17 protein-coding genes are annotated in these 17,899 nt (G+C 67.1%); 15 read left to right on the top strand and 2 right to left on the bottom strand.

Annotation, left to right across the window (positions count from 1 at the left end; genetic code table 11):
• Positions 1-8: 8 nt before the first annotated feature.
• Together AM586_RS05485 and AM586_RS05490 are read right to left on the bottom strand one after the other, a co-directional pair.
• The gene (locus AM586_RS05485) at positions 9-761 is read right to left on the bottom strand and encodes an AraC family transcriptional regulator (protein ID WP_047826011.1); all 753 of its coding nucleotides are present in this window, start codon (positions 759-761) and stop codon (positions 9-11) included.
• 81 nt (positions 762-842) lie between these two features.
• Positions 843-2,231, bottom strand: a complete 1,389-nt coding sequence (locus tag AM586_RS05490; protein ID WP_373887943.1) for an FAD-binding oxidoreductase — start codon at positions 2,229-2,231, stop codon at positions 843-845.
• A gap of 675 nt (positions 2,232-2,906) precedes the next feature.
• Between AM586_RS05490 and AM586_RS05495 the strand changes: the two genes are divergently transcribed.
• The 15 genes from AM586_RS05495 to AM586_RS05565 all read left to right on the top strand — a co-directional run bounded on the left by AM586_RS05495 (position 2,907) and on the right by AM586_RS05565 (position 17,896).
• The gene (locus AM586_RS05495) at positions 2,907-3,086 is read left to right on the top strand and encodes a Flp family type IVb pilin (RefSeq protein WP_047826009.1); all 180 of its coding nucleotides are present in this window, start codon (positions 2,907-2,909) and stop codon (positions 3,084-3,086) included.
• A 70-nt stretch (positions 3,087-3,156) separates the two neighbouring features.
• On the top strand, positions 3,157-3,699 hold the full coding sequence (locus AM586_RS05500; RefSeq protein ID WP_047826008.1) for a prepilin peptidase: 543 nt from the start codon (positions 3,157-3,159) through the stop codon (positions 3,697-3,699).
• A gap of 13 nt (positions 3,700-3,712) precedes the next feature.
• The gene (locus tag AM586_RS05505; RefSeq protein WP_229411226.1) at positions 3,713-5,086 is read left to right on the top strand and encodes an ATP-binding protein; all 1,374 of its coding nucleotides are present in this window, start codon (positions 3,713-3,715) and stop codon (positions 5,084-5,086) included.
• Positions 5,087-5,091: 5 nt separating this feature from the next.
• Positions 5,092-5,907 carry a Flp pilus assembly protein CpaB gene (gene cpaB, locus AM586_RS05510; RefSeq protein WP_047826007.1) on the top strand — a complete coding sequence of 272 codons (816 nt, stop codon included), beginning with the start codon at positions 5,092-5,094 and terminating at the stop codon, positions 5,905-5,907.
• Positions 5,908-5,924: 17 nt separating this feature from the next.
• The gene (locus AM586_RS05515) at positions 5,925-7,445 is read left to right on the top strand and encodes a type II and III secretion system protein family protein (protein WP_047826006.1); all 1,521 of its coding nucleotides are present in this window, start codon (positions 5,925-5,927) and stop codon (positions 7,443-7,445) included.
• Between the two features lie 9 nt (positions 7,446-7,454).
• On the top strand, positions 7,455-7,730 hold the full coding sequence (locus AM586_RS05520) for a pilus assembly protein (RefSeq protein WP_156328245.1): 276 nt from the start codon (positions 7,455-7,457) through the stop codon (positions 7,728-7,730).
• Between the two features lie 68 nt (positions 7,731-7,798).
• A complete protein-coding gene (locus AM586_RS05525) occupies positions 7,799-9,025 on the top strand; it encodes a pilus assembly protein TadG-related protein (protein WP_047826005.1) in 1,227 nt (408 codons plus the stop codon).
• 8 nt (positions 9,026-9,033) lie between these two features.
• A complete protein-coding gene (locus tag AM586_RS05530; RefSeq protein WP_047826004.1) occupies positions 9,034-9,489 on the top strand; it encodes a TadE/TadG family type IV pilus assembly protein in 456 nt (151 codons plus the stop codon).
• Positions 9,486-9,953, top strand: coding sequence for a TadE/TadG family type IV pilus assembly protein (locus AM586_RS05535; protein WP_047826003.1), 468 nt, complete (start codon positions 9,486-9,488; stop codon positions 9,951-9,953). Before AM586_RS05530 ends, AM586_RS05535 begins: the two co-directional genes overlap by 4 nt.
• Positions 9,954-9,994: 41 nt before the next feature.
• The gene (locus tag AM586_RS05540; RefSeq protein ID WP_082439668.1) at positions 9,995-11,230 is read left to right on the top strand and encodes an AAA family ATPase; all 1,236 of its coding nucleotides are present in this window, start codon (positions 9,995-9,997) and stop codon (positions 11,228-11,230) included.
• Positions 11,212-12,573 carry a CpaF family protein gene (locus AM586_RS05545; RefSeq protein ID WP_109370431.1) on the top strand — a complete coding sequence of 454 codons (1,362 nt, stop codon included), beginning with the start codon at positions 11,212-11,214 and terminating at the stop codon, positions 12,571-12,573. The genes AM586_RS05540 and AM586_RS05545 overlap by 19 nt, the downstream gene beginning before the upstream one ends.
• Positions 12,574-12,581: 8 nt before the next feature.
• The gene (locus AM586_RS05550; RefSeq protein WP_047826002.1) at positions 12,582-13,547 is read left to right on the top strand and encodes a type II secretion system F family protein; all 966 of its coding nucleotides are present in this window, start codon (positions 12,582-12,584) and stop codon (positions 13,545-13,547) included.
• A 25-nt stretch (positions 13,548-13,572) separates the two neighbouring features.
• Positions 13,573-14,514, top strand: a complete 942-nt coding sequence (locus AM586_RS05555) for a type II secretion system F family protein (RefSeq protein ID WP_047826001.1) — start codon at positions 13,573-13,575, stop codon at positions 14,512-14,514.
• 11 nt (positions 14,515-14,525) lie between these two features.
• Positions 14,526-15,629 (top strand): LytR C-terminal domain-containing protein, encoded by a 1,104-nt coding sequence (locus AM586_RS05560; RefSeq protein WP_047826000.1) that lies wholly within the window; start codon positions 14,526-14,528, stop codon positions 15,627-15,629.
• Entirely contained in the window at positions 15,626-17,896 is a 2,271-nt protein-coding gene (locus AM586_RS05565; protein WP_109370432.1) for a hypothetical protein, read from the top strand. Before AM586_RS05560 ends, AM586_RS05565 begins: the two co-directional genes overlap by 4 nt.
• Positions 17,897-17,899: the final 3 nt, after the last annotated feature.

Here is a 17,899-nt window from a genome sequence, read left to right on the forward strand (position 1 = left end):
TGTTTTGACTAATTCTCCAGGCCATCGATCCGGTGCTGGCGCCGGTAGGCCGCCGGCGTCATCCCGGTCGCCTTGCGCAGCGCCCGCGTCAGCGCGCTCTGCTCCGAGAAACCGGCGCGCAGGGCGATCCCGGCGATCGGCGCATCGGTATCGGCCAGCCACCCGCGCACCCGGCCCAGGCGGTGCGCGAGCAGCCAGGCGTGCGGTGTGGTGTCGTGTTCTTCCCGGAACAGCGTGTGCAGCCGGCTGACACTGCAGCCGACCGCCTTCGCCATCGATTCGGTGGTCCAGGCCAGGCCCGGCTCGGCCTCGATGCGGGAAAGCAGCGCGGCCAGGCGCGAAGCGGGGCGCGGTGCGTCCAGTGCCAGGGTGTCGACCAGCAGCGGCACCCAGCCCTGCACCACCGACGGCGCGGCGCCGCTGTCCGCCCTCAGCATGAGCGCCATGAACTCGACCAGCTTGCGCGCCGCCGGGCCGAGCGGCGCGAAGGGCCGCTCGAACAGGCGCCCGGCGGTGTCGGGCGCCAGCGCCTCTGCGCCGATGTCGACGATGACCGAGCGGTTGCCGGCGTCGCCATGCTGGGCATGCCAGGCGCCCGGCGCGACGAAGCCGGCGCGCTGCGGATCGAGCACGCCCTGCCGCCCTTCGACCTCGAGCAGCAGCGCGCCGTTCAGCGGCAGCACCAACTGGCCGAAGTCGTGGCGGTCCGGCGCGGTGAGTTCGCCGTAGCTGCGCAGGTGGAGGTCGACGGTGGAAAGCATCCGTCTAGTGTAACAGGGCCCGATGCGGCGGGCCCCGGAGCGCCGCCGTGGAAGGCGACGCCCCGGGCATCCTCCGACGCGTCATGCGTCAGGACGGATGTTGTGGTTGAAGCGGAACAGGTTGTCCGGGTCGTAGCGCTGCTTGATCTCGACCAGGCGAGCGTAGTTGGGGCCATAGGCCTCGTGGATGCGCGCCCCCTCCTCCTGGGTCAGGAAGTTGATGTAGACGCTGCCGGCCGCGTAGGGCGCGGCGGCGGCGAAGAACTCGCGCGCCCAGCCGACGATCTTCGCATCGTCGCCGGCATCCAGCCAGCGTCCGTGCACGTTCATCGCGAACTGCACGTTGCGGTGCGGGTAGGCGGTGGCCTCCGGCGGACGCTGGTTCGCCTTGCCGCCGATCAGGCCGAGGAAGATCTCGCAGTGCGGCGACGGCAGGCTGCCGGCATAGCGCAGCACTACGTCGATGGCCTCGTCGGACAGGTGGGTGAAGTTGTGCGACTTCCAGTAGTTGCGCGCGCCGGGCGCCAGCAGCGGATCGAAGATCTTCTGCCAGGCCTCGTAGGGCATCGCGCCGACGTGTTCGCCGAGCGGCTGGCCAAAGCCGCGCACCCGCTCCAGCAGCGGCAGCACCGCGTCGGGCGCCTGCGGCGAAAACAGCGCCAGCGCCACGATGTCGCTGCCGTGGCTTTCCGGCGGCAGGAAAGGCAAGGGCGGCGCCTGGCGCAGCACCGCCCACACGCTCAGCTCGTCCGGCAAGGTGTCGACCAGGTCGCGGTAGCGGCGCATCACTTCGCGCCCCTGCGCGGCCGGGAACACGACCAGCCCGGCCGTGACCTCGGGTCCGACCGGGTGCAGGGCGAACTGGAACAGCGTCACCACGCCAAAATTGCCGCCGCCGCCGCGGAGCGCCCAGAACAGGTCGGGCTCTTCCTGCAGGCCGGCCCAGCGCCGCTGTCCGTCCGCGGTGACGATCTCGGCGCCGACCAGGTTGTCGACGGCCAGCCCGTACATTCGGCTGAGCCAGCCGAAGCCCCCGCCCAGCGTCAGGCCGCCGGCGCCGGTGGTGGAGTTGATCCCGAGCGGAACCGCCAGGCCGCAAGCCTGGGTTTCATGGTCGACGTCGCCCAGGGTGGCGCCGCCGCTGACCCAGGCCTGGCGCGCACGCGGATCGACGTGGACCGCGCGCATGGCGGACAGGTCGATCACCAGGCCGTCGTCGCACAGCGCGCTGCCGGCGATGCTGTGGCCGCCCCCGCGCACCGCCAGCGGCAGGCCATTGGCGCGCGCAAACTTCACCGCCGCGATCACGTCGGCGGTGCCGGAACAGCGCGCGATGAACGCCGGACGCTTGTCGATCATGGCGTTCCAGACCGCCCGCGCGTCGTCGTAGCCGGGGTCGCCCGGCTGCATCACCGGCCCCCGCAGCGTGGCCTTGAATGCATCGACCACGTCGTTCTTCATATTGGTCACTTTTGCACCTCCGCAAGCCAGGGCGCCGGCTGGCGCCATCCTATGCAGGATAGGTGCTATGCGGGGATTGACAAGCGCTGTCGTTGTCGGGCGATCAAAGCCGGCCAAGGCGCCTGCCGTCCATGACGATGGCGGCGTGCGGGAGAAGGCCGGATGTCATCCGGGCCGGCACAGCGGAATCGGCGCATTCGAAGCGCCCGCACTGCATCGGAATGGCTGGTCGTTTTGTACTGGGTGTGCGCGCAGAATCAGGTCCTTTGCCTATGCCGGTCGGGACCGCGCGTGGATGTTCATGGGTAGGAATTTTCCGAATGCCCCTGCCATACTCTAGCGCCATCTTTTGCCGCTGGGATTGTGCCGCCGGGTTGTTGCCATCGGGTGCACGGTAGCGCTCGTTCCCAGGCCGTGGAATTCACTTCCCGCGCACGCTTTTCGCGGAGGATAAAGCACGACATTTGTACTGTATCGCTCCGCAGAAAAGGGGGCAAACGTCCATCGCGAGAAAGTACATCTGCATGATGTGCCGGTGTCAGAAAATGCCTACAGTGTGTACGTCAGCGCTGACATAGCAGCCTGAATGAAGTCGCGGATCGCGTGCCGCAGCGGAACTGAATCCGGCACTGCGCTGAGCTTTGTGAGCTCTATCCAAACCACTTACTCCTGGGAGAAATCGTCATGGAACTGATCAAGAACTTCATGCAAGAAGAAGAGGGTGTCACCGCAATCGAATACGGCCTGATCGCGGCCCTGATTGCTATCGTTATCATCACGGCGGTCACGACCGTGGGTTCGGAATTGAACGTTACGTTCACCAAAATCGGCACCGCGCTGTCGACAGCGAACGCCAAGGGCTGACAGCAAGTAACGATCGAAGCATCCCACCCTAAAATGGGGTGGGACCTAGCGAAGCATAACCAGGTGCACTATGACAAACTTCGTCGAACCCGGCGCCGGGCAGCTCGTCATGCTCGTGGTGTTACTGCTGGTCGCCACGGTACTCGACGTGCGGCAAGGCCGCATCCCGAACTGGCTCGTCGGCTCCGGCATGCTGGGCGCCCTTGTCTTTCACGGGATCTCGCCGCAGGGAGAAGGCATCGCTTTCGCCCTGGCCGGGCTGGCGCTCGGCATGGCCGCCCTGCTTCCCCTGTATATGCTGCGCGTGATGGGCGCGGGCGACGTCAAGCTGATGGGTATGACGGGCGCCTTCCTCGGCATGAGCGGCGTCCTCGGTGCAATCCTCGCCAGCCTGGCGGCGGGCGGCATCCTCGCGATCGCGATGGCTGCCGGCAAGCGCATGCTGCCCCAGCTGCTCGCCAACCTGCGCGGCATCGTCGTGCAATACCATATCGGCCATATCACACGCGACCTGTCCGGCATCGTGCGCCCCGCCGCCTCGGTCGGCAGCATGCCGTATGCCGCCGCGATCACCGCCGGCACGCTGGCCCAGCTCCTTTTCCTGCGTTACTGAGGCCGCCGTCATCATGGACACCCTCGCCCAGCCCCTCGATAGCGCCTCCGGTGTCGACCCCGTGGCGCCGCGCCCAGCGCCAACCGTGCTTCCCCCGATACCGCGCACGGTCGCCGGTACCGGCCTGCCCTTCCTGTTCCTGGTCGAACTCGCCGTCAAGACCCTATTCCTCGGTGGTTTGCTGCGCATGACCGAGCTGGCCGGGCGCATGAAGCTCAGTGTGAGCGTGATCGACCCCGTCCTCTCCTACCTGCGCGCCGAGCGGCTGTGCGAGACCAGCCGCGCCGGCGGCGCTACGGGCACCGATGCCGACGTCTGCTACCGGCTGACGGACCTGGGCCGCGCACGCGGCGCCGAGTACCTCGCGCGCTGCGGCTATACCGGTGCGGCGCCGGTCACCCTGGAGAGCTACAGCGCCGCCATCGCCGCGCGCAGCGTCATCACGATGCGCATCGCACGCGAGACCGTGCAGGCAAGCTTCAAGGATATCGTGGTGGCGCCCGGCATCCTCGACCAGCTGGGGGTGGGCATGAATTCCGGACGCGCCATGTTCATCCACGGCCCGGCCGGCAGCGGCAAGACCTTCCTGTCCGAGCGCCTGGCGCACCTGCTGCAGGGCGAGGTCGCGGTGCCGCATGCCATCTACGTGGGCGGCGAAGTGGTACAGGTATTCGACCCCGTGGTGCACGAGGTCCGGAGCCATGACGCCGGCGGCGAGGCGCCGTTCCGGCGTCCCGACGGCGACGCCCGCTGGGTCAGCTGCCGGCGCCCGGCCGTGCTGACCGGCGGCGAACTCTCGCTCGACATGCTCGACCTGAAGTTCGACCACACCACCCGCTATTACCAGGCGCCGCCGCACCTGAAGGCCAACAACGGCATCTTCATCATCGACGACCTCGGGCGCCAGCGCTGCTCCCCGGAAGACCTGCTGAACCGCTGGATCGTGCCGATGGACCGCCGGATCGATTTCCTCGGCCTGCACACCGGCTACAAGTTCGAAGTGCCCTTCGACGTGATCGTCATCTTCTCCTCCAACCTGCCGCCGGAGGAGCTCGGCGATGGCGCCTTCCTGCGCCGGATCGGCTACAAGATCCACATCGGCGCGCTGACCGAAAGCGATTACCGCAGGATTTTCATGGCCGCCTGCGCGGACTTCGGCATCGCCTGGGAGTCGGAGGCTTTCGACTGGCTGCTGCGCGAGCGCCACCTTCGCGAGGAGCGCCCGCTGCTGGCCTGCTATCCGCGCGACCTCCTGTCCCAGGTGCGCGACCGCGCCGCCTACGAAGGCGTGGCGCCGGCGCTGACCCCGGAAGCCCTCGACTGGGCGTGGAACAACTTCTTCACCGGCCACCAGGTTCACGGCGCCGGCGCTTACCTTCAAAGGTGAATGACATGAAAAACACACGCGGATTATTGATGCTGGGCCTTGCCCTGCTGCTGGCGCTGGCTGCGGTGTTCGCCGCCGTCGGCTGGATCAAGGGGAGAGCCTCGAGCCAGACGACCATGGTGGCCGTGGCCATGTCTGACATCAGCCTCGGCGCGCGCCTGTCGCCGGAGATGATCCGCATGGTCGACTGGCCGGCGGCCGTCGTGCCGCCCGGCTCGTTCTCGGACCCGAAGGCGCTCGCCAGCCGGGTCGCCCGCTCGGCCCTCCAGCGCGGCGAACCGATCATGGAAGCCAAGCTCGCCCCGCCGGGCACCCAGGGCGGCCTGTCGGCGGTGGTGGCCAACGGCAAGCGCGCGATGACGGTGCGCGTGAACGACGTGGTCGGCGTGGCCGGCTTCGCCCTGCCCGGCAACTTCGTCGACGTCCTGGTCAACACCGAGGGCGACGCGGCCCATGGCGACCGCGGCAACGCATCGATCTCGAAGATCGTCCTCGAACGGATCCTGGTGCTGGCGATCGCGCAGGACCCGAACCGGGACGACACCAAACCGAAGGTCGTGAATGCCGTCACGCTGGAGCTCACGCCCGAGCAGACGGAAAAGCTCGACCTTGCGCGCAGCGTGGGCACGCTCTCGCTGGTGCTGCGCAACCAGATCGATCCCGACCCGACCAGCACCCGCGGGGCGACCAAGCAGGCCCTGCTCGGCCTGGCCCGCCCGGCGGCCGCTCCGGCGCCGGTACGCAAGGTGACGCTGGCACGCCCGGCAATGGTACGCGTCGACGTCATCAAGGGACTCGAACGCACGACCCAACAATTCTAGCGAGAGGCCATACGAACATGGGACCATTGAGCACACAGGCAGTCGCGACGATCGCGGCATTGACCGCGCTGGCAGCCGCCGCGCCGGCGGCCGCCCAGGCCACGCAGGAAAAGAGCGTGAAGGCGAAGAACGTGCAGGCGGCCCTGCGCGTGCCGGCGGCGGCGGCGGCCCGGCCCAGCGGCGCGGTCACGATGGCGCCGAAGGTCACGCTGGCCGAAGGCAAATCCACCCTGCTGCGCCTGCCCTACCCGGCAACCCGCCTGTCGGTGGGCGACGCCCGCGTGGCCGACGTCATCCTGCTCAACCCCAGCGAACTCTACATGCTCGGTAAATCGGTCGGCACCACCAACCTCATCCTCTGGAACAAGAACAACGACGCCACCATCATTGACCTGGCGGTGGACCTCGACACCAGCGCGCTGGGCGCCCGCTTCGAACAGCTTCTGTCCGGGGAAAAGGACGTCAGGATCACCACCGCGGCGAATACCCTGGTGCTGTCGGGCGTGGTGTCGGACGCCGTCAAGCTGGACCAGATGCTGGCGCTGGCAAATGCCTATGTCCAGCGCAGCGCGGCCGCCGGCAGCGCCGGCGGCGCGGCTGACGGCGCCGCCGGCGGCGGGGCGGCCGGCGGCCAGGCCGGAAACAGTCCGCGGGTGATCAACATGGCCTCGGTCGCGGCGCCGCAACAGGTCATGCTCGAAGTGCGGGTGGCCGAAATTTCGAAAACCCTGGTCGACCAGCTTGGCGTGAGCATTGGGGCCAGCCACACCAACGGCAGCTGGACCTACAGCTTCCTGTCCAACCTGCTCACCAATAACCCGAGCGTGCTCGACGCCTTCAACAAGAAGAACGGGAATTTCCTGACGATCGATGCGCAAAAGCGCGACGGGCTGATCAAGGTGCTGGCGGAACCGACGATCATGGCCATCAGCGGCCAGGAAGCCAGCTTCCTGGCGGGCGGCAAGATCTTCATCCCGGTCAGCCAGAACAACAACGGCGGCATCCCGACCATCACCCTGGAAGAAAAGGAATTCGGCGTGGCCGTCAAGTTTACCCCGACGGTACTGGAAGGCGGCCGCATCAACCTGAAAGTGGCGCCGGAAGTGTCCGACCTGAACCGCGAGGGCATCGGCATCACGGCGACCGGGGTGTCGACGACCGCGGTACTGCCCTCGTTCACCACCCGGCGCGCCACCACTACGGTGCAACTGTTCGACGGCCAGAGCTTCGCCATCGGCGGCCTGATCAAGAATAACGTCACCACCAACGTGAAGGCCTTCCCGGTGCTGGGCGAAGTGCCCGTGCTGGGCGCGCTGTTCCGCAGCAGCGACTTCCAGACCGATCGCTCCGAACTGGTGTTCATCATCACCCCGCATTTGGTGAAACCGCTGCCGGCCGACTACAAACTGCCGACCGACAACTATGTGGAGCCGAGCCGCAGCGAGTTCTTCCTCGGCGGTAAGCACGAGGGCCAAGCGCCGGCCGAACCGGTCCGCAGTGCCGCCGCCGCTGCGCCGACCGGGTTCGATCTCAAATAGGAGTCAAGCATGAGTCTGCATCCCATATTGCGTGCCAGTCTGTACGGCCTGAGCCTGCTGAGCGCCGGTTGCGTGACCCAGCCGGTCGCGGCGCCTTTCGGCGCCAGCGTGAGCCTGGCGATGGCGCAGCAAGTGCTCGACCCGATGGCCGGCGCGAAACACGCAGGCGTCGAGGGCATGGGCGCCCAGGAAGCGAAAAGCGCCTACGACGCCTACCAGAAAACCTTCCGTGCACCGCAACCGCAGCCGAATGTGTTCACCATCGGCGTGGGCGGTACGCGCTAGGCGGCATTATGGTTTTCCGAGTCATTCCCCGGCCAACCATTCGCGCACCCGGCCGCGAAGGCGGCGCCGTGGCGATCATCGTCGCAGTGACGCTTGCCGTCCTGGTCGGCTTCGCAGGCATCGTGCTCGACCTGGGACGCCTGTTCGTCAACAAGACCGAACTGCAGAATGCGGCCGATGCCTGCGCGCTGGCAGCGGCCAGTGAGCTGGTGTGCAACCCCGCCGCGGGTCCTTGCCCGGCGGCGTTCCTGGCCGACGCCCAGGCCGCCGGCATCGCCGTGGCCTCGCGCAATGCCAGCGATTTCCGTTCCGCCGCGGTGACGATCGCACCGGCGGATGTGCGCTTCAATACGGCGATCGGACCGAACGACGCTTACCTGTCGCTCGCAGCCGGCGCCAGTCCGAATTCGAGATTCGCTATGTGCATCGCCCGCTCGGCGGCGATATCGCCCCGGTTCATGGAGGTACTCAAACACTTCGACGCGTTCGTCGTACAGGCGCAGGCGGTGGCGACCCTGGCGCCGGGCCAGAGCGCCTGCAATGCCGCACCGATCGGTGTTTGTGCCGATATGACGAAGCCTGCACCGGACTACGGCCACAAGCCTGGAGACTGGATCAAATCGACCTTCAACAACGGCGCCGGTCCCGACGACGCCGACGTGCAAGGAGACTTCCGCTGGGTCGACTTCACGCCCAGCGCCGGGGGCACGAACGAGGTGCGCGATCAACTGCTCGGCAACGCCGCTGTCTGCGGCATCAAGGTTGGCGGCGACGTGAGCGAACAGGGGGTCAAGCAAGGTGCGAAGAGTGCCTGGAACACGCGTTTTGGCTTCTATCCGAATGGCGCCAACGGGTACACGCCCCAGTCAGTCGCACCGGACAAGACCGGCTACGCCTTCCCCAGCAAGGCTCCCGGTCCGGTGATCCCGATCGGGACGTCAGCCTATGCTGCCTACCGCCAGAAGCAGGCCGAACATGCGGTTTTCGTTACAAACGAGTACGACGGCGCAAACAAGAACATTGCTGGAAAGGGCATTTCCTCAAGCGATTACCAGACCTATGGTGCCGAGCGTCGCCTGGTGGTCGCCCCCATCCTGGAGTGCGGTAAATCGCCCAGTTCGGTGAAGATTCTCGGCATGGCCTGCGTCCTCATGCTCAATCCCATGTCGAACGGCTCAAAAGGCGATCTTTACCTGGAATGGCTCGGCATGGCGAACGTCCCCGGCAGCCCCTGTCGCACGATGGGAGCAGCAGGTGGCACGACTGGCGCCCTGGTACCGACCCTGGTGCAATAGGAGATCCCATGCGCATAGCCAAAAATGAATCCGGCACCGTCCTTGTCGAACTGGCCCTGCTGCTCGTGCCACTCATGGTGCTGGCCTTCGGCATCACCGAATTCGGCCGTGCCGTCTACCAGTACAACGCACTCGCCAAGGGCGTGCGCGACGCGGCGCGTTACCTGTCGCAATATGCCCCGGGCGATGCCGCGAGCCAGGACGCTGCCAAGTCGCTGGTCGTATGCGGGCGCACGGATTGCACCAAGGTGCCGCCCCTTGTGCCCGGCATGTCTTCCAGCCTGGTCAAGGTGCGCGACCGCATTTCGGACCCGGCACAGTTCAACCTGCAACCGACCGGGCGCGGCGTCGTGAACCTGGTCCGTGTTGAAGTCGTCGGCTTTACCTTCGCCAGCGCAGTGCCCGGTTTTGTCCGGAATATCGTTTTCGGGCCGATCCAGGCCACGATGGTGCAGGCGCTATGAGCATCCGCACCCCACCCCTTCTGCGCACCCAAGCCGGCGCCGCTGCCGTCGAATTCGCGCTGGTCGCGGCCACGATCCTGCTGCCGCTACTGTTCGCCATGATGGAATTCGGCCGGGTCGGCTTCTACTGGAACGCGGCTACCGAGGCCACCCGCCTCGGCGCACGGCTGGCCGTCGTGTGCAACCTCGACGACGCCTCCATCCGCAGCCGCATGACCGCACTGTTCCCCGTCATCACGACGGCCGACATCAAGGTCGTTTACGAGCCAGGTGGCTGCACCGTCAATTCCTGCCTTCAGGTCACGGTATCGATCGCCAAACCGACCGAAGTACAGACTTACAACCCTTTTTTCAACTTCTCGTCTTTGTTTCCGCCCTTTAGCACCACACTGCCCAGGGAAAGCATGCGCAGTGCCTTCGGGCCCGCGGGCGCAGAAGTGTCGAACCCGGTATGCAGTGGATAAATCTCCGTCGTGTGCAGCAAAGTAATTAACAAGGAGTCACCGTGAAAATCGCCGCCGTATCACGCAATGAAAAGCACCTGCTCGAGATCGCCAGGCTGGTGCGGGAGCGCAGCCCCGGCGACGAACTGAACCTGTCCGCCGGTTCGCTCGAACGCTTCAGCAGCCATGCCGGGTCCAACATGCCGGACCTGCTGCTGCTCGACCAGCCGCAGGTCGGGGAACTGGCGCGCCTCGAAGCGCTCGGGGCCGCCCATCCGCGCATGATCACGATGATCCTGTCGGCCGAACAGACGGTGGAGTTCATGATGGAGGCCATGCGCGCCGGGGTGCGCGAGGTGCTGCCGGCGCCCGTCTCCGCCGCCACCCTGTTCCCGGCACTGGCGCGGATGCGCGAAAAGCTGGAACAGCACGAGCATGTCAACGGCAAGGTCCTCGCCTTCGTGTCCTGCAAGGGCGGCAGCGGCGCGACCTTCCTCGCCACCAATCTCGCTTATGCGCTGGCGACCGAGTGCAAGCAGCGCGTCGCCCTGATCGACCTTAACCTGCAATTCGGCGACGCCTCGCTGTTCGTGGCCGACCACAAGCCGCCCGCCACCCTGGCCGACGCGGCGCTGCAGATCCATCGCCTCGACGCCTCGCTGCTGGCCTCGATCATGATGCCGATCACCTCCACCTTCTCGGTGCTGGCGGCGCCCGACGATCCGGTGCACGCCGGCGACATCACGCCGACCCACATCGACAAGCTGCTGAGCCTGGCGCGCCGCCACTACGACTTCGTGGTGCTCGACGTCGGGCGCAGCCTCGACCCGGTCGGGGTGCGCGCGCTCGACCTGGCCGACACCATCTTCCCGGTGCTGCAGACCACCCTGCCCTACGTGCGCGACGGCAAGCGCCTGCTCGACGTGTTCCGCTCGCTCGGTTATTCGCCGGACAAGGTGCAGGTGATCGTCAACCGCCACCAGAAGAACGCCCACGTCAAGCTGCAGGACCTGGAAGCGGCCTGCGGCACGCCCATCTGGCGCCTGGTACCGAACCACTTCGAGACCGCCGCCGCCTCGGTCAACCAGGGCATCCCGGTGCTCAAGCTGTCGGCAAAGAACCCGATTGCCAAATCGCTCAAGGGGTTGGCGCGCGGCCTCGTCGGGGATGCCATCCCGGCGCACGCGAACTGGCTCGGGCGCCTCCTGAACAAGCCCGCCAGGGAAGCGCCGCCGGCAGCGCCCGCCGTCAAGCAGGCTGCCATTGAGGAGAAACAGGTATGGATGCAGAAATCCTGACACTGCGTGACCGCCTGGCAGGCGTCACCGGCCGGGGTCTTGCGCAACCCAGCCCGCGCGCCGTACACAGCGCCGGCTACGCGCAGCTCAAGCACCGGATCCACCAGGGCCTGCTCGACCGGGTCGACCTGGAAAGCCTGCAGCAGCTGACACAGGACCAGATCCGCGACGAACTGCGCTTCATGGTCGAGCAGATGCTCGACGAGGAAGTCGTGCCGATCAACGAGGTCGAGCGCGGCAACCTGGTGCGCGACATCCAGGACGAGATGCTCGGCTTCGGTCCGCTCGAACTGCTGCTCGCCGACCCCTCCGTCTCCGACATCCTGGTCAACACGCACAGCCAGGTATATGTCGAGCGGCGCGGCAAGCTCGAGCTGACCGAGGTGCGCTTCGCCAACGAGGCGCACCTGATGAAGATCATCGACAAGATCGTGTCGCGGGTCGGGCGCCGCATCGACGAATCCTGTCCGATGGTCGACGCGCGCCTGCCGGACGGTTCGCGCGTGAACGCGATCATCCCGCCACTGGCCATCGACGGCGCCATCGTGTCGATCCGGCGCTTTTCGGCCGATCCGCTGCGCCTGTCGGACCTGGTCGCCTACAACAGCATGACGGCCGGCATGGCCGAGATCCTGCAGGGGCTGGGCAAGGCCGAGGTCAACATCCTGATCTCGGGCGGCACGGGCAGCGGCAAGACCACCATGCTCAACGTGATCTCCGGTTTCATCGGCCAGGAAGAGCGGATCGTCACGATCGAGGACGCGGCCGAACTGCAACTTCAGCAGCCGCACGTGGTGCGCCTCGAAACCCGCCCGCCCAACATCGAGGGCCAGGGCGAAGTGACCCAGCGCGCGCTGGTGAGGAACGCGCTGCGGATGCGCCCCGACCGCATCATCCTGGGCGAGGTGCGCGGCGGCGAGGCGCTCGACATGCTGCAGGCGATGAACACCGGCCACGAGGGCTCGATGGCGACCATCCACGCGAACAGCCCGCGCGACGCCCTCACCCGCCTGGAAAACATGATCAGCATGGCCGCGGCGTCCTTACCGACCAAGGCCATGCGCCAGCAGATCAGCTCGGCGATCGGGGTGGTCATCCAGGTATCGCGCCTGAACGACGGTAAGCGCAAGCTGGTGTCGCTGCAGGAAGTGACCGGCATGGAGGGCGACATCATCACCATGCAGGAGATCTTCCAGTTCAAGCAGACCGGCCTCGGCGAAAACGGCGCCATCATCGGCCACTTCTGCGCCACTGGCATCCGCCCCCGCTTCCTCGAGCGCCTGCGCAACTACGGGGTGACGGTCGCGGACGAGCTGTTCGATCCCTCACGCAAGTTCGCATAGGGGACGTCATGGACTACCTTTATTTCGTCTTCGCGACCCTGATCTTCCTGGCCGTGGTGCTGCTGATCGAGGGCGCCTACATGGCGTGGCACGCGACGCGAGGCGCGGAAGCGCAGCGCCTGACGCAGCGCATGCGCACGATGTCCGCCAGCGACACGGCGAAGCCGGTCTCGATTACCAAGAAGCGCGTGATGAGCACCCATCCGCTGGTACAGGACATGCTTACTGCCCTGCCCTTCACGGCGGCGCTCGACCGCCTGCTGGCGCAGTCCGGCAAGAACTGGACCGTGGCGGGCCTGCTCGGCTGCTCGCTGGGCGCGGGACTTGCAGCCTGGGCAGCCGCCTACTGGTGGGCATGGCCGGCCCGGCTCGCGCTCAGCCTCGGCCTTGCCCTGCTGCCCCTGCAACTGGTGCTGCGCGCACGCGCCAAGCGCCTGGACCGCATCGAAAACCAGCTGGCGGACGCGCTCGAGCTGATCAGCCGCGCGCTGCGCGCCGGCCATGCCTTCCCGACCGCCCTGAAGATGGTGGGCGATGAAATGAAGGATCCCATCGCCGGCGAGTTCGGCATCGTCTTCGACGAGATCAACTTCGGGATCTCGATGAGCGACGCGCTGGGCAACCTGGTGAACCGGGTGCCCAGCACCGACCTGCGCTACTTCGTCGTGGCCCTGATGATCCAGCGCGAGACCGGCGGCAACCTGTCCGAACTGCTCGACAATATCGGCAGGATCATCCGCGATCGCATCAAGCTGCTGGGCCAGGTACGGGTGCTGTCGGCCGAGGGCAAGATGTCGGCCTGGGTGCTCGGGCTGCTGCCCTTCGGCGCGGCCGGCATGATACAGCTGACCAATCCGCAATTTCTCGCGCTCCTGTTAACCGATTCGGCCGGGCAGAAAATGGTCGGCTTCGCGCTGGGGATGATGGCGGTCGGCTTTTTTGTGATGCGAAAGATCATCCGGATTCGCGTATGAAGCGCGTTCCAGCGAGGAGAATCCCATGAGCCTCATCGAAATCGGCTTCCTGCTGCTGGTGTTCTGCAGCGTATTCGGCCTGGCACTCGCCGCCCTGCGCATGGTCGCCGGCGGGACGGTGCGCGCGCGGCTCGATGCGATCGGCGTGAGCGAGACCAAGCCCGTGGGCGGGGCGCCATCCTGGCTGCCGCGCTTCGTCGCCGTGGCCGCGCCGGTCGCAAAATTGTCGCTGCCGGAAAATGACGAGGAAATCTCGGCCGTGCGCGTGCGCTTCATGAATGCGGGCTTCCGCCAGGCCTCGGCCCCGATCGTGTTTTTCGCCATCAAGACCGTGCTGACGCTGGTGCTGCCGATGTGCGTGTTTACCGTACTCAGCCTGCGCAGCACCGCTCCCGGCACCACGGCCATGCTGGCCTATGTGCTGTGCGGCGCCGCGGCAGGCTACTACCTGCCGAATATGCTGTTGCGCAACGCCACGCAGCGGCGCCAGCGCGAGATCTTCGAAAGCTTTCCCGATGCGCTCGACCTGATGACCATCTGCGTCGAGGCGGGCCTGGGCATGGATGCGGCGCTGGCGCGCGTGGCGGGCGAGATCAGCCTGAAGAGCGCCGTGCTGGCCGAAGAACTCAACCTCGTCACGCTCGCGCTGCGCGCCGGCAGCAGCAAGGAAAAGGCGCTGCGCGACCTCGGCACGCGCACCGGGGTCGAGGACGTCGACGCCCTGGTGGCCCTGCTGATCCAGGCCGAACGCTTCGGCACCAGCATCGCCGCCTCGCTGCGCGTGCAGTCGGAGCAGCTGCGCACGAAACGGCGCCAGCGCGCCGAGGAACAGGCCGCCAAGATCGCACTGAAGCTGCTGTTTCCACTGATCTTCTTCATCTTCCCGTCGCTGCTGGTGGTGCTGATGGGCCCCGCCTTCATCCAGATCTACCGGGTGCTGCTGCCGACGTTTTCCGGAGCCCACTGAAAGGAGACCCCATGCCGATCCGTCCCGCCGGGCTGGCCGTGCTGTCAGCCGTCATGCTGTCCTCGTGCACCAGCGTTCCCGCGCCGGTGCAGGCGCTGTTCCAGCCGGTGCAGGAGGTACGCCACGGCGCGAGCGCCCTCGCCGCGGCCTATTACCGGCTCGGCCGCCTGCACCAGGAGCGCGGCGAACTGGAACAGGCGCTGGCAGCCTACAACCACGCCATCGCGCGCGATCCAAAGGCCCCGGACGCGCGCATCGCGGCGGCCGTCATCCACGCGCAACAGGGACGGCTGGCGCAGGCCAGGGCGATGCTGCTGGCGGTGTGCACCGATTACCCGGCGCTGGACCAGGCGCTCAACAACCTGGGCTATGTCTACTACCTCGAGGGCGACTACCAGGCGGCGACCCAGGCCTTCCGCGCTGTGCTGGCGCGCGACCCGGCCAGCGAACGCGCCCGCAACAATCTGCGCCTGGCACAGGGCGCGGGCGTGCACGGCGCCGCGGCGCTGGCCGCCATCGCGCCCGTTCCCGAACGAACCGCGACGGAAGCGGCCGTGCCGGCGGCGCCGCGCGCCACGCCAGGCGCGACGACGCCGGCAGTGATTGCCAGTCCTTCCACCGGCGGCGGCATGCAACTGGTCCAGCTCGGGCCAAACGTGTATGAACTGAAGGCCGCCGCCGCCGAGGTCGCGCCGCATCCGCTGGCTGCAGCCGCGCCCGCACGCGCGGCGACGGCCCCTGCTGCAGCGGGGCGGCTGGAAATCGCGAACGGCAACGGCGATACGGGCCTGGCGAAGCGCTTCCGCGACATGCTCGCCGAGCGCGGCATCCGGGCCAGGCGCCTGACCAATGCCAGGCCTTTCGGCGAAGCCGTGACCAGGATCGAGTTCCGCCCCGGCTACGAAGCCGCCGCGCATGCCCTGCATGCCGCGCTGGGCGGCAAGGTCGTCCTGCGCCAGCAGGCCCGGCTGGCCGACCCCACCGACATCCGCCTCCTGCTCGGCAAGGACGCCGCCGTGGCGCTGGCGCAGTTGCGCACGCCGGATGGGGCCCTGCTCGCGGCCGCGACTCCTTCTTCCCGTCCTTCGTTTACCCTCACCCAGGAGCGTCCATGAGAAAAAAAACCCTTCACCGCGCAAGCATCCTGGCCACGGCCGGCGCCCTCGCCGGCACGCTGGCGGCATGCGGCGGCGGATCGGACAGCGGTTGCCAGAACCTCGATCCATCGCGCAGCGGCAGCCTGCCCTCGTGCAGCGCAGCCGCGGCGCCGGGCATCCCTTCCGCGCAGGCCTCGCTGGCGATCTCGCTGAGCGATGCAAGCGGCGCGCCGGTCACGACGGTTTCGTCGACTGCGCCGGGCACGGCGAAGGCGGTGGTGAAGGACAGCAGCGGCCGGGCCCTCGCCGGCGTGGCCGTGAGATTCACGAGCAGCGACAAGACGGCGGTGCTGACGCCCGCTTCCGGCAGCGCCCTGACCGATTCGAATGGCGTGGCCAGCATCGGCGTGGCGCCCGGCACCGAGGCGGGCGCCTTCACGCTGAGCGCAAGCGCCACCGTGGGCAGCGCCGCCGTCACCGGCAGCACGAGCTACGCGGTCGCCTTCCCGGTGCTGACGATGAGCGCCCTGAGCAGCAATCCATCGCCGCTGCCCGCCGGCGGCACCGCCAGCCTCTCGGTCACGGTGCTGGACGGCGGCAAGCCCTTTGCGCCGGCGCAATCGGTCAGCTTCAGTTCCCCCTGCGCCACCGCCGGCAAAGCCGTCATCAGCTCGCCGGTGACGACCGTCAACGGCGTCGCCACGACCTCGTATATCGACAAGGGTTGCGGCGCGCCCGATCTCGTGACGGCCTCCACCACGCTGGCCGGCGCCACCACAAGCCAGACCGGGACGGTGAATGTGGAACGCGCGCTGCCGGGCCAGCTCGCCTTCGTCTCGGCCCTGCCCCAGAATATCTCGCTGAAGGGCACCGGCGGCGCCGGACGGCAGGAATCCTCGGTCGTGGTCTTCAAGCTGCGCGACCCCAACGGCAACCCGGTGTCGGGACAGCCGATCTCCTTCGCCCTGAGCACGACCGTCGGCGGCCTGAGGCTGAGCGCGGACACCGCCACCACCGGCGCCGACGGTACGGCGAGCACCATCGTTTTCGGCGGCACCGTCAATACGCCGGTACGCGTCATCGCCAGCATTCCGGGCAGCAAGGACAGTGCCGCCCAGATCATCACAACAGTGTCCGACCAGCTCGTGGTGTCGACCGGCGTGCCGGACCAGAACAGCTTCAGCCTGTCGACAGCCATCTATAACGTCGAAGGCATGGAGTACGACGGTTGCCCGGCGCCGTTCGGATCGAACGTGACGGTCAGGCTGGCCGACCACTTCAACAATCCCGCGCCGGACGGCACGGCCGTCAGTTTCACCGCCGAGGGCGGCTCGATCGACGCCTCCTGCCTGACCGGCCTGGTCAGCACGACACTCACGGATGGCTCGTTGATCCAGCAGAAAGGCATCCCTGGCGCCTGCACGGTGCGCTTCTGTGCCGCCAACCCACGGCCGGCGGATGGCCGGGTGACCGTGCTGGCCTACGCCTTGGGCGAGGAGAGCTTCTTCGATACCAACGGCGACAATTTGTATTCGGTCGGCGAGCCTTTCCAGGATCTTGGCGAGCCTTTCCGCAACGACCGCGCCATCACCAACCGGCATGCGAATGCCAACTGGGGTGTCGACCCCACGCCGGGCGCACCGTTCAATCCCCGCTCGCCGGACGACCGGTGGTACAAGAACAACGGGCAGCGGGTAGACGGGGAAACCTTTATCGACTCGAATGGCGTTCAGGGCTGGAATCCTGCGGGTGACGGCCAGTACAACGGTGTACTCAGGCTGGACGCTGCTTCCACCCGGCCAGTAACCCATGTGCGCGGCGCCCTGGTACAGGTCCTGTCCACCAGCACCGCCGCGGTTACTTCCTTGGATGCGCAGCAATTCTCCTTAAGCCATTGCGTTTCGGGTACGCCGTTCGTTAATACGCCGGTCACGCTGCGCCTGGCGATCCGCGACACCAACCCGACAGTGTTCCTGATGAACCGGGCGGGTGCGGATGGCTCCCTGGACCTGCCTTTCGATCTGCCGGGTAATATCCTACCGGCTGGCACGAAGATCGAATTCACGGCCAGCAACGGTACATTGCTGAGTCCGGCATCCATCGTGGTTCCCAACACAAACGAACCCAGCGCCGCAGTGTGGATCTACCCCGTCCAGATGCAGAGCGACGCCGTACAGGACCAGTTCCTCAAGTGCAGCAACACGGTCAGCAGCGCATCGCTGACCGTGAAAGTGACGTCGCCATCGGGCGTCGTCACTCTGCGCTCCTATCCGGTCACCGACTGAAGA

Origin of the sequence: Massilia sp. WG5, assembly GCF_001412595.2 — a bacterium.
In the GTDB taxonomy this organism is placed as follows: domain Bacteria; phylum Pseudomonadota; class Gammaproteobacteria; order Burkholderiales; family Burkholderiaceae_D; genus Telluria.

Excerpts from the sequence above, each read along its gene's own strand:
- AM586_RS05565 (WP_109370432.1), top strand. The coding sequence starts at position 15,626 with ATGAGAAAAAAAACCCTTCACCGCGCAAGCATCCTGGCCACGGCCGGC.
- AM586_RS05485 (WP_047826011.1), bottom strand. The coding sequence starts at position 761 with ATGCTTTCCACCGTCGACCTCCACCTGCGCAGCTACGGCGAACTCACC.
- AM586_RS05495 (WP_047826009.1), top strand. The coding sequence starts at position 2,907 with ATGGAACTGATCAAGAACTTCATGCAAGAAGAAGAGGGTGTCACCGCA.
- AM586_RS05530 (WP_047826004.1), top strand. The coding sequence starts at position 9,034 with ATGCGCATAGCCAAAAATGAATCCGGCACCGTCCTTGTCGAACTGGCC.
- AM586_RS05505 (WP_229411226.1), top strand. The coding sequence starts at position 3,713 with ATGGACACCCTCGCCCAGCCCCTCGATAGCGCCTCCGGTGTCGACCCC.
- AM586_RS05555 (WP_047826001.1), top strand. The coding sequence starts at position 13,573 with ATGAGCCTCATCGAAATCGGCTTCCTGCTGCTGGTGTTCTGCAGCGTA.
- AM586_RS05535 (WP_047826003.1), top strand. The coding sequence starts at position 9,486 with ATGAGCATCCGCACCCCACCCCTTCTGCGCACCCAAGCCGGCGCCGCT.
- AM586_RS05515 (WP_047826006.1), top strand. The coding sequence starts at position 5,925 with ATGGGACCATTGAGCACACAGGCAGTCGCGACGATCGCGGCATTGACC.
- AM586_RS05560 (WP_047826000.1), top strand. The coding sequence starts at position 14,526 with ATGCCGATCCGTCCCGCCGGGCTGGCCGTGCTGTCAGCCGTCATGCTG.
- AM586_RS05500 (WP_047826008.1), top strand. The coding sequence starts at position 3,157 with ATGACAAACTTCGTCGAACCCGGCGCCGGGCAGCTCGTCATGCTCGTG.
- AM586_RS05545 (WP_109370431.1), top strand. The coding sequence starts at position 11,212 with ATGGATGCAGAAATCCTGACACTGCGTGACCGCCTGGCAGGCGTCACC.
- cpaB (WP_047826007.1), top strand. The coding sequence starts at position 5,092 with ATGAAAAACACACGCGGATTATTGATGCTGGGCCTTGCCCTGCTGCTG.
- AM586_RS05550 (WP_047826002.1), top strand. The coding sequence starts at position 12,582 with ATGGACTACCTTTATTTCGTCTTCGCGACCCTGATCTTCCTGGCCGTG.
- AM586_RS05520 (WP_156328245.1), top strand. The coding sequence starts at position 7,455 with ATGAGTCTGCATCCCATATTGCGTGCCAGTCTGTACGGCCTGAGCCTG.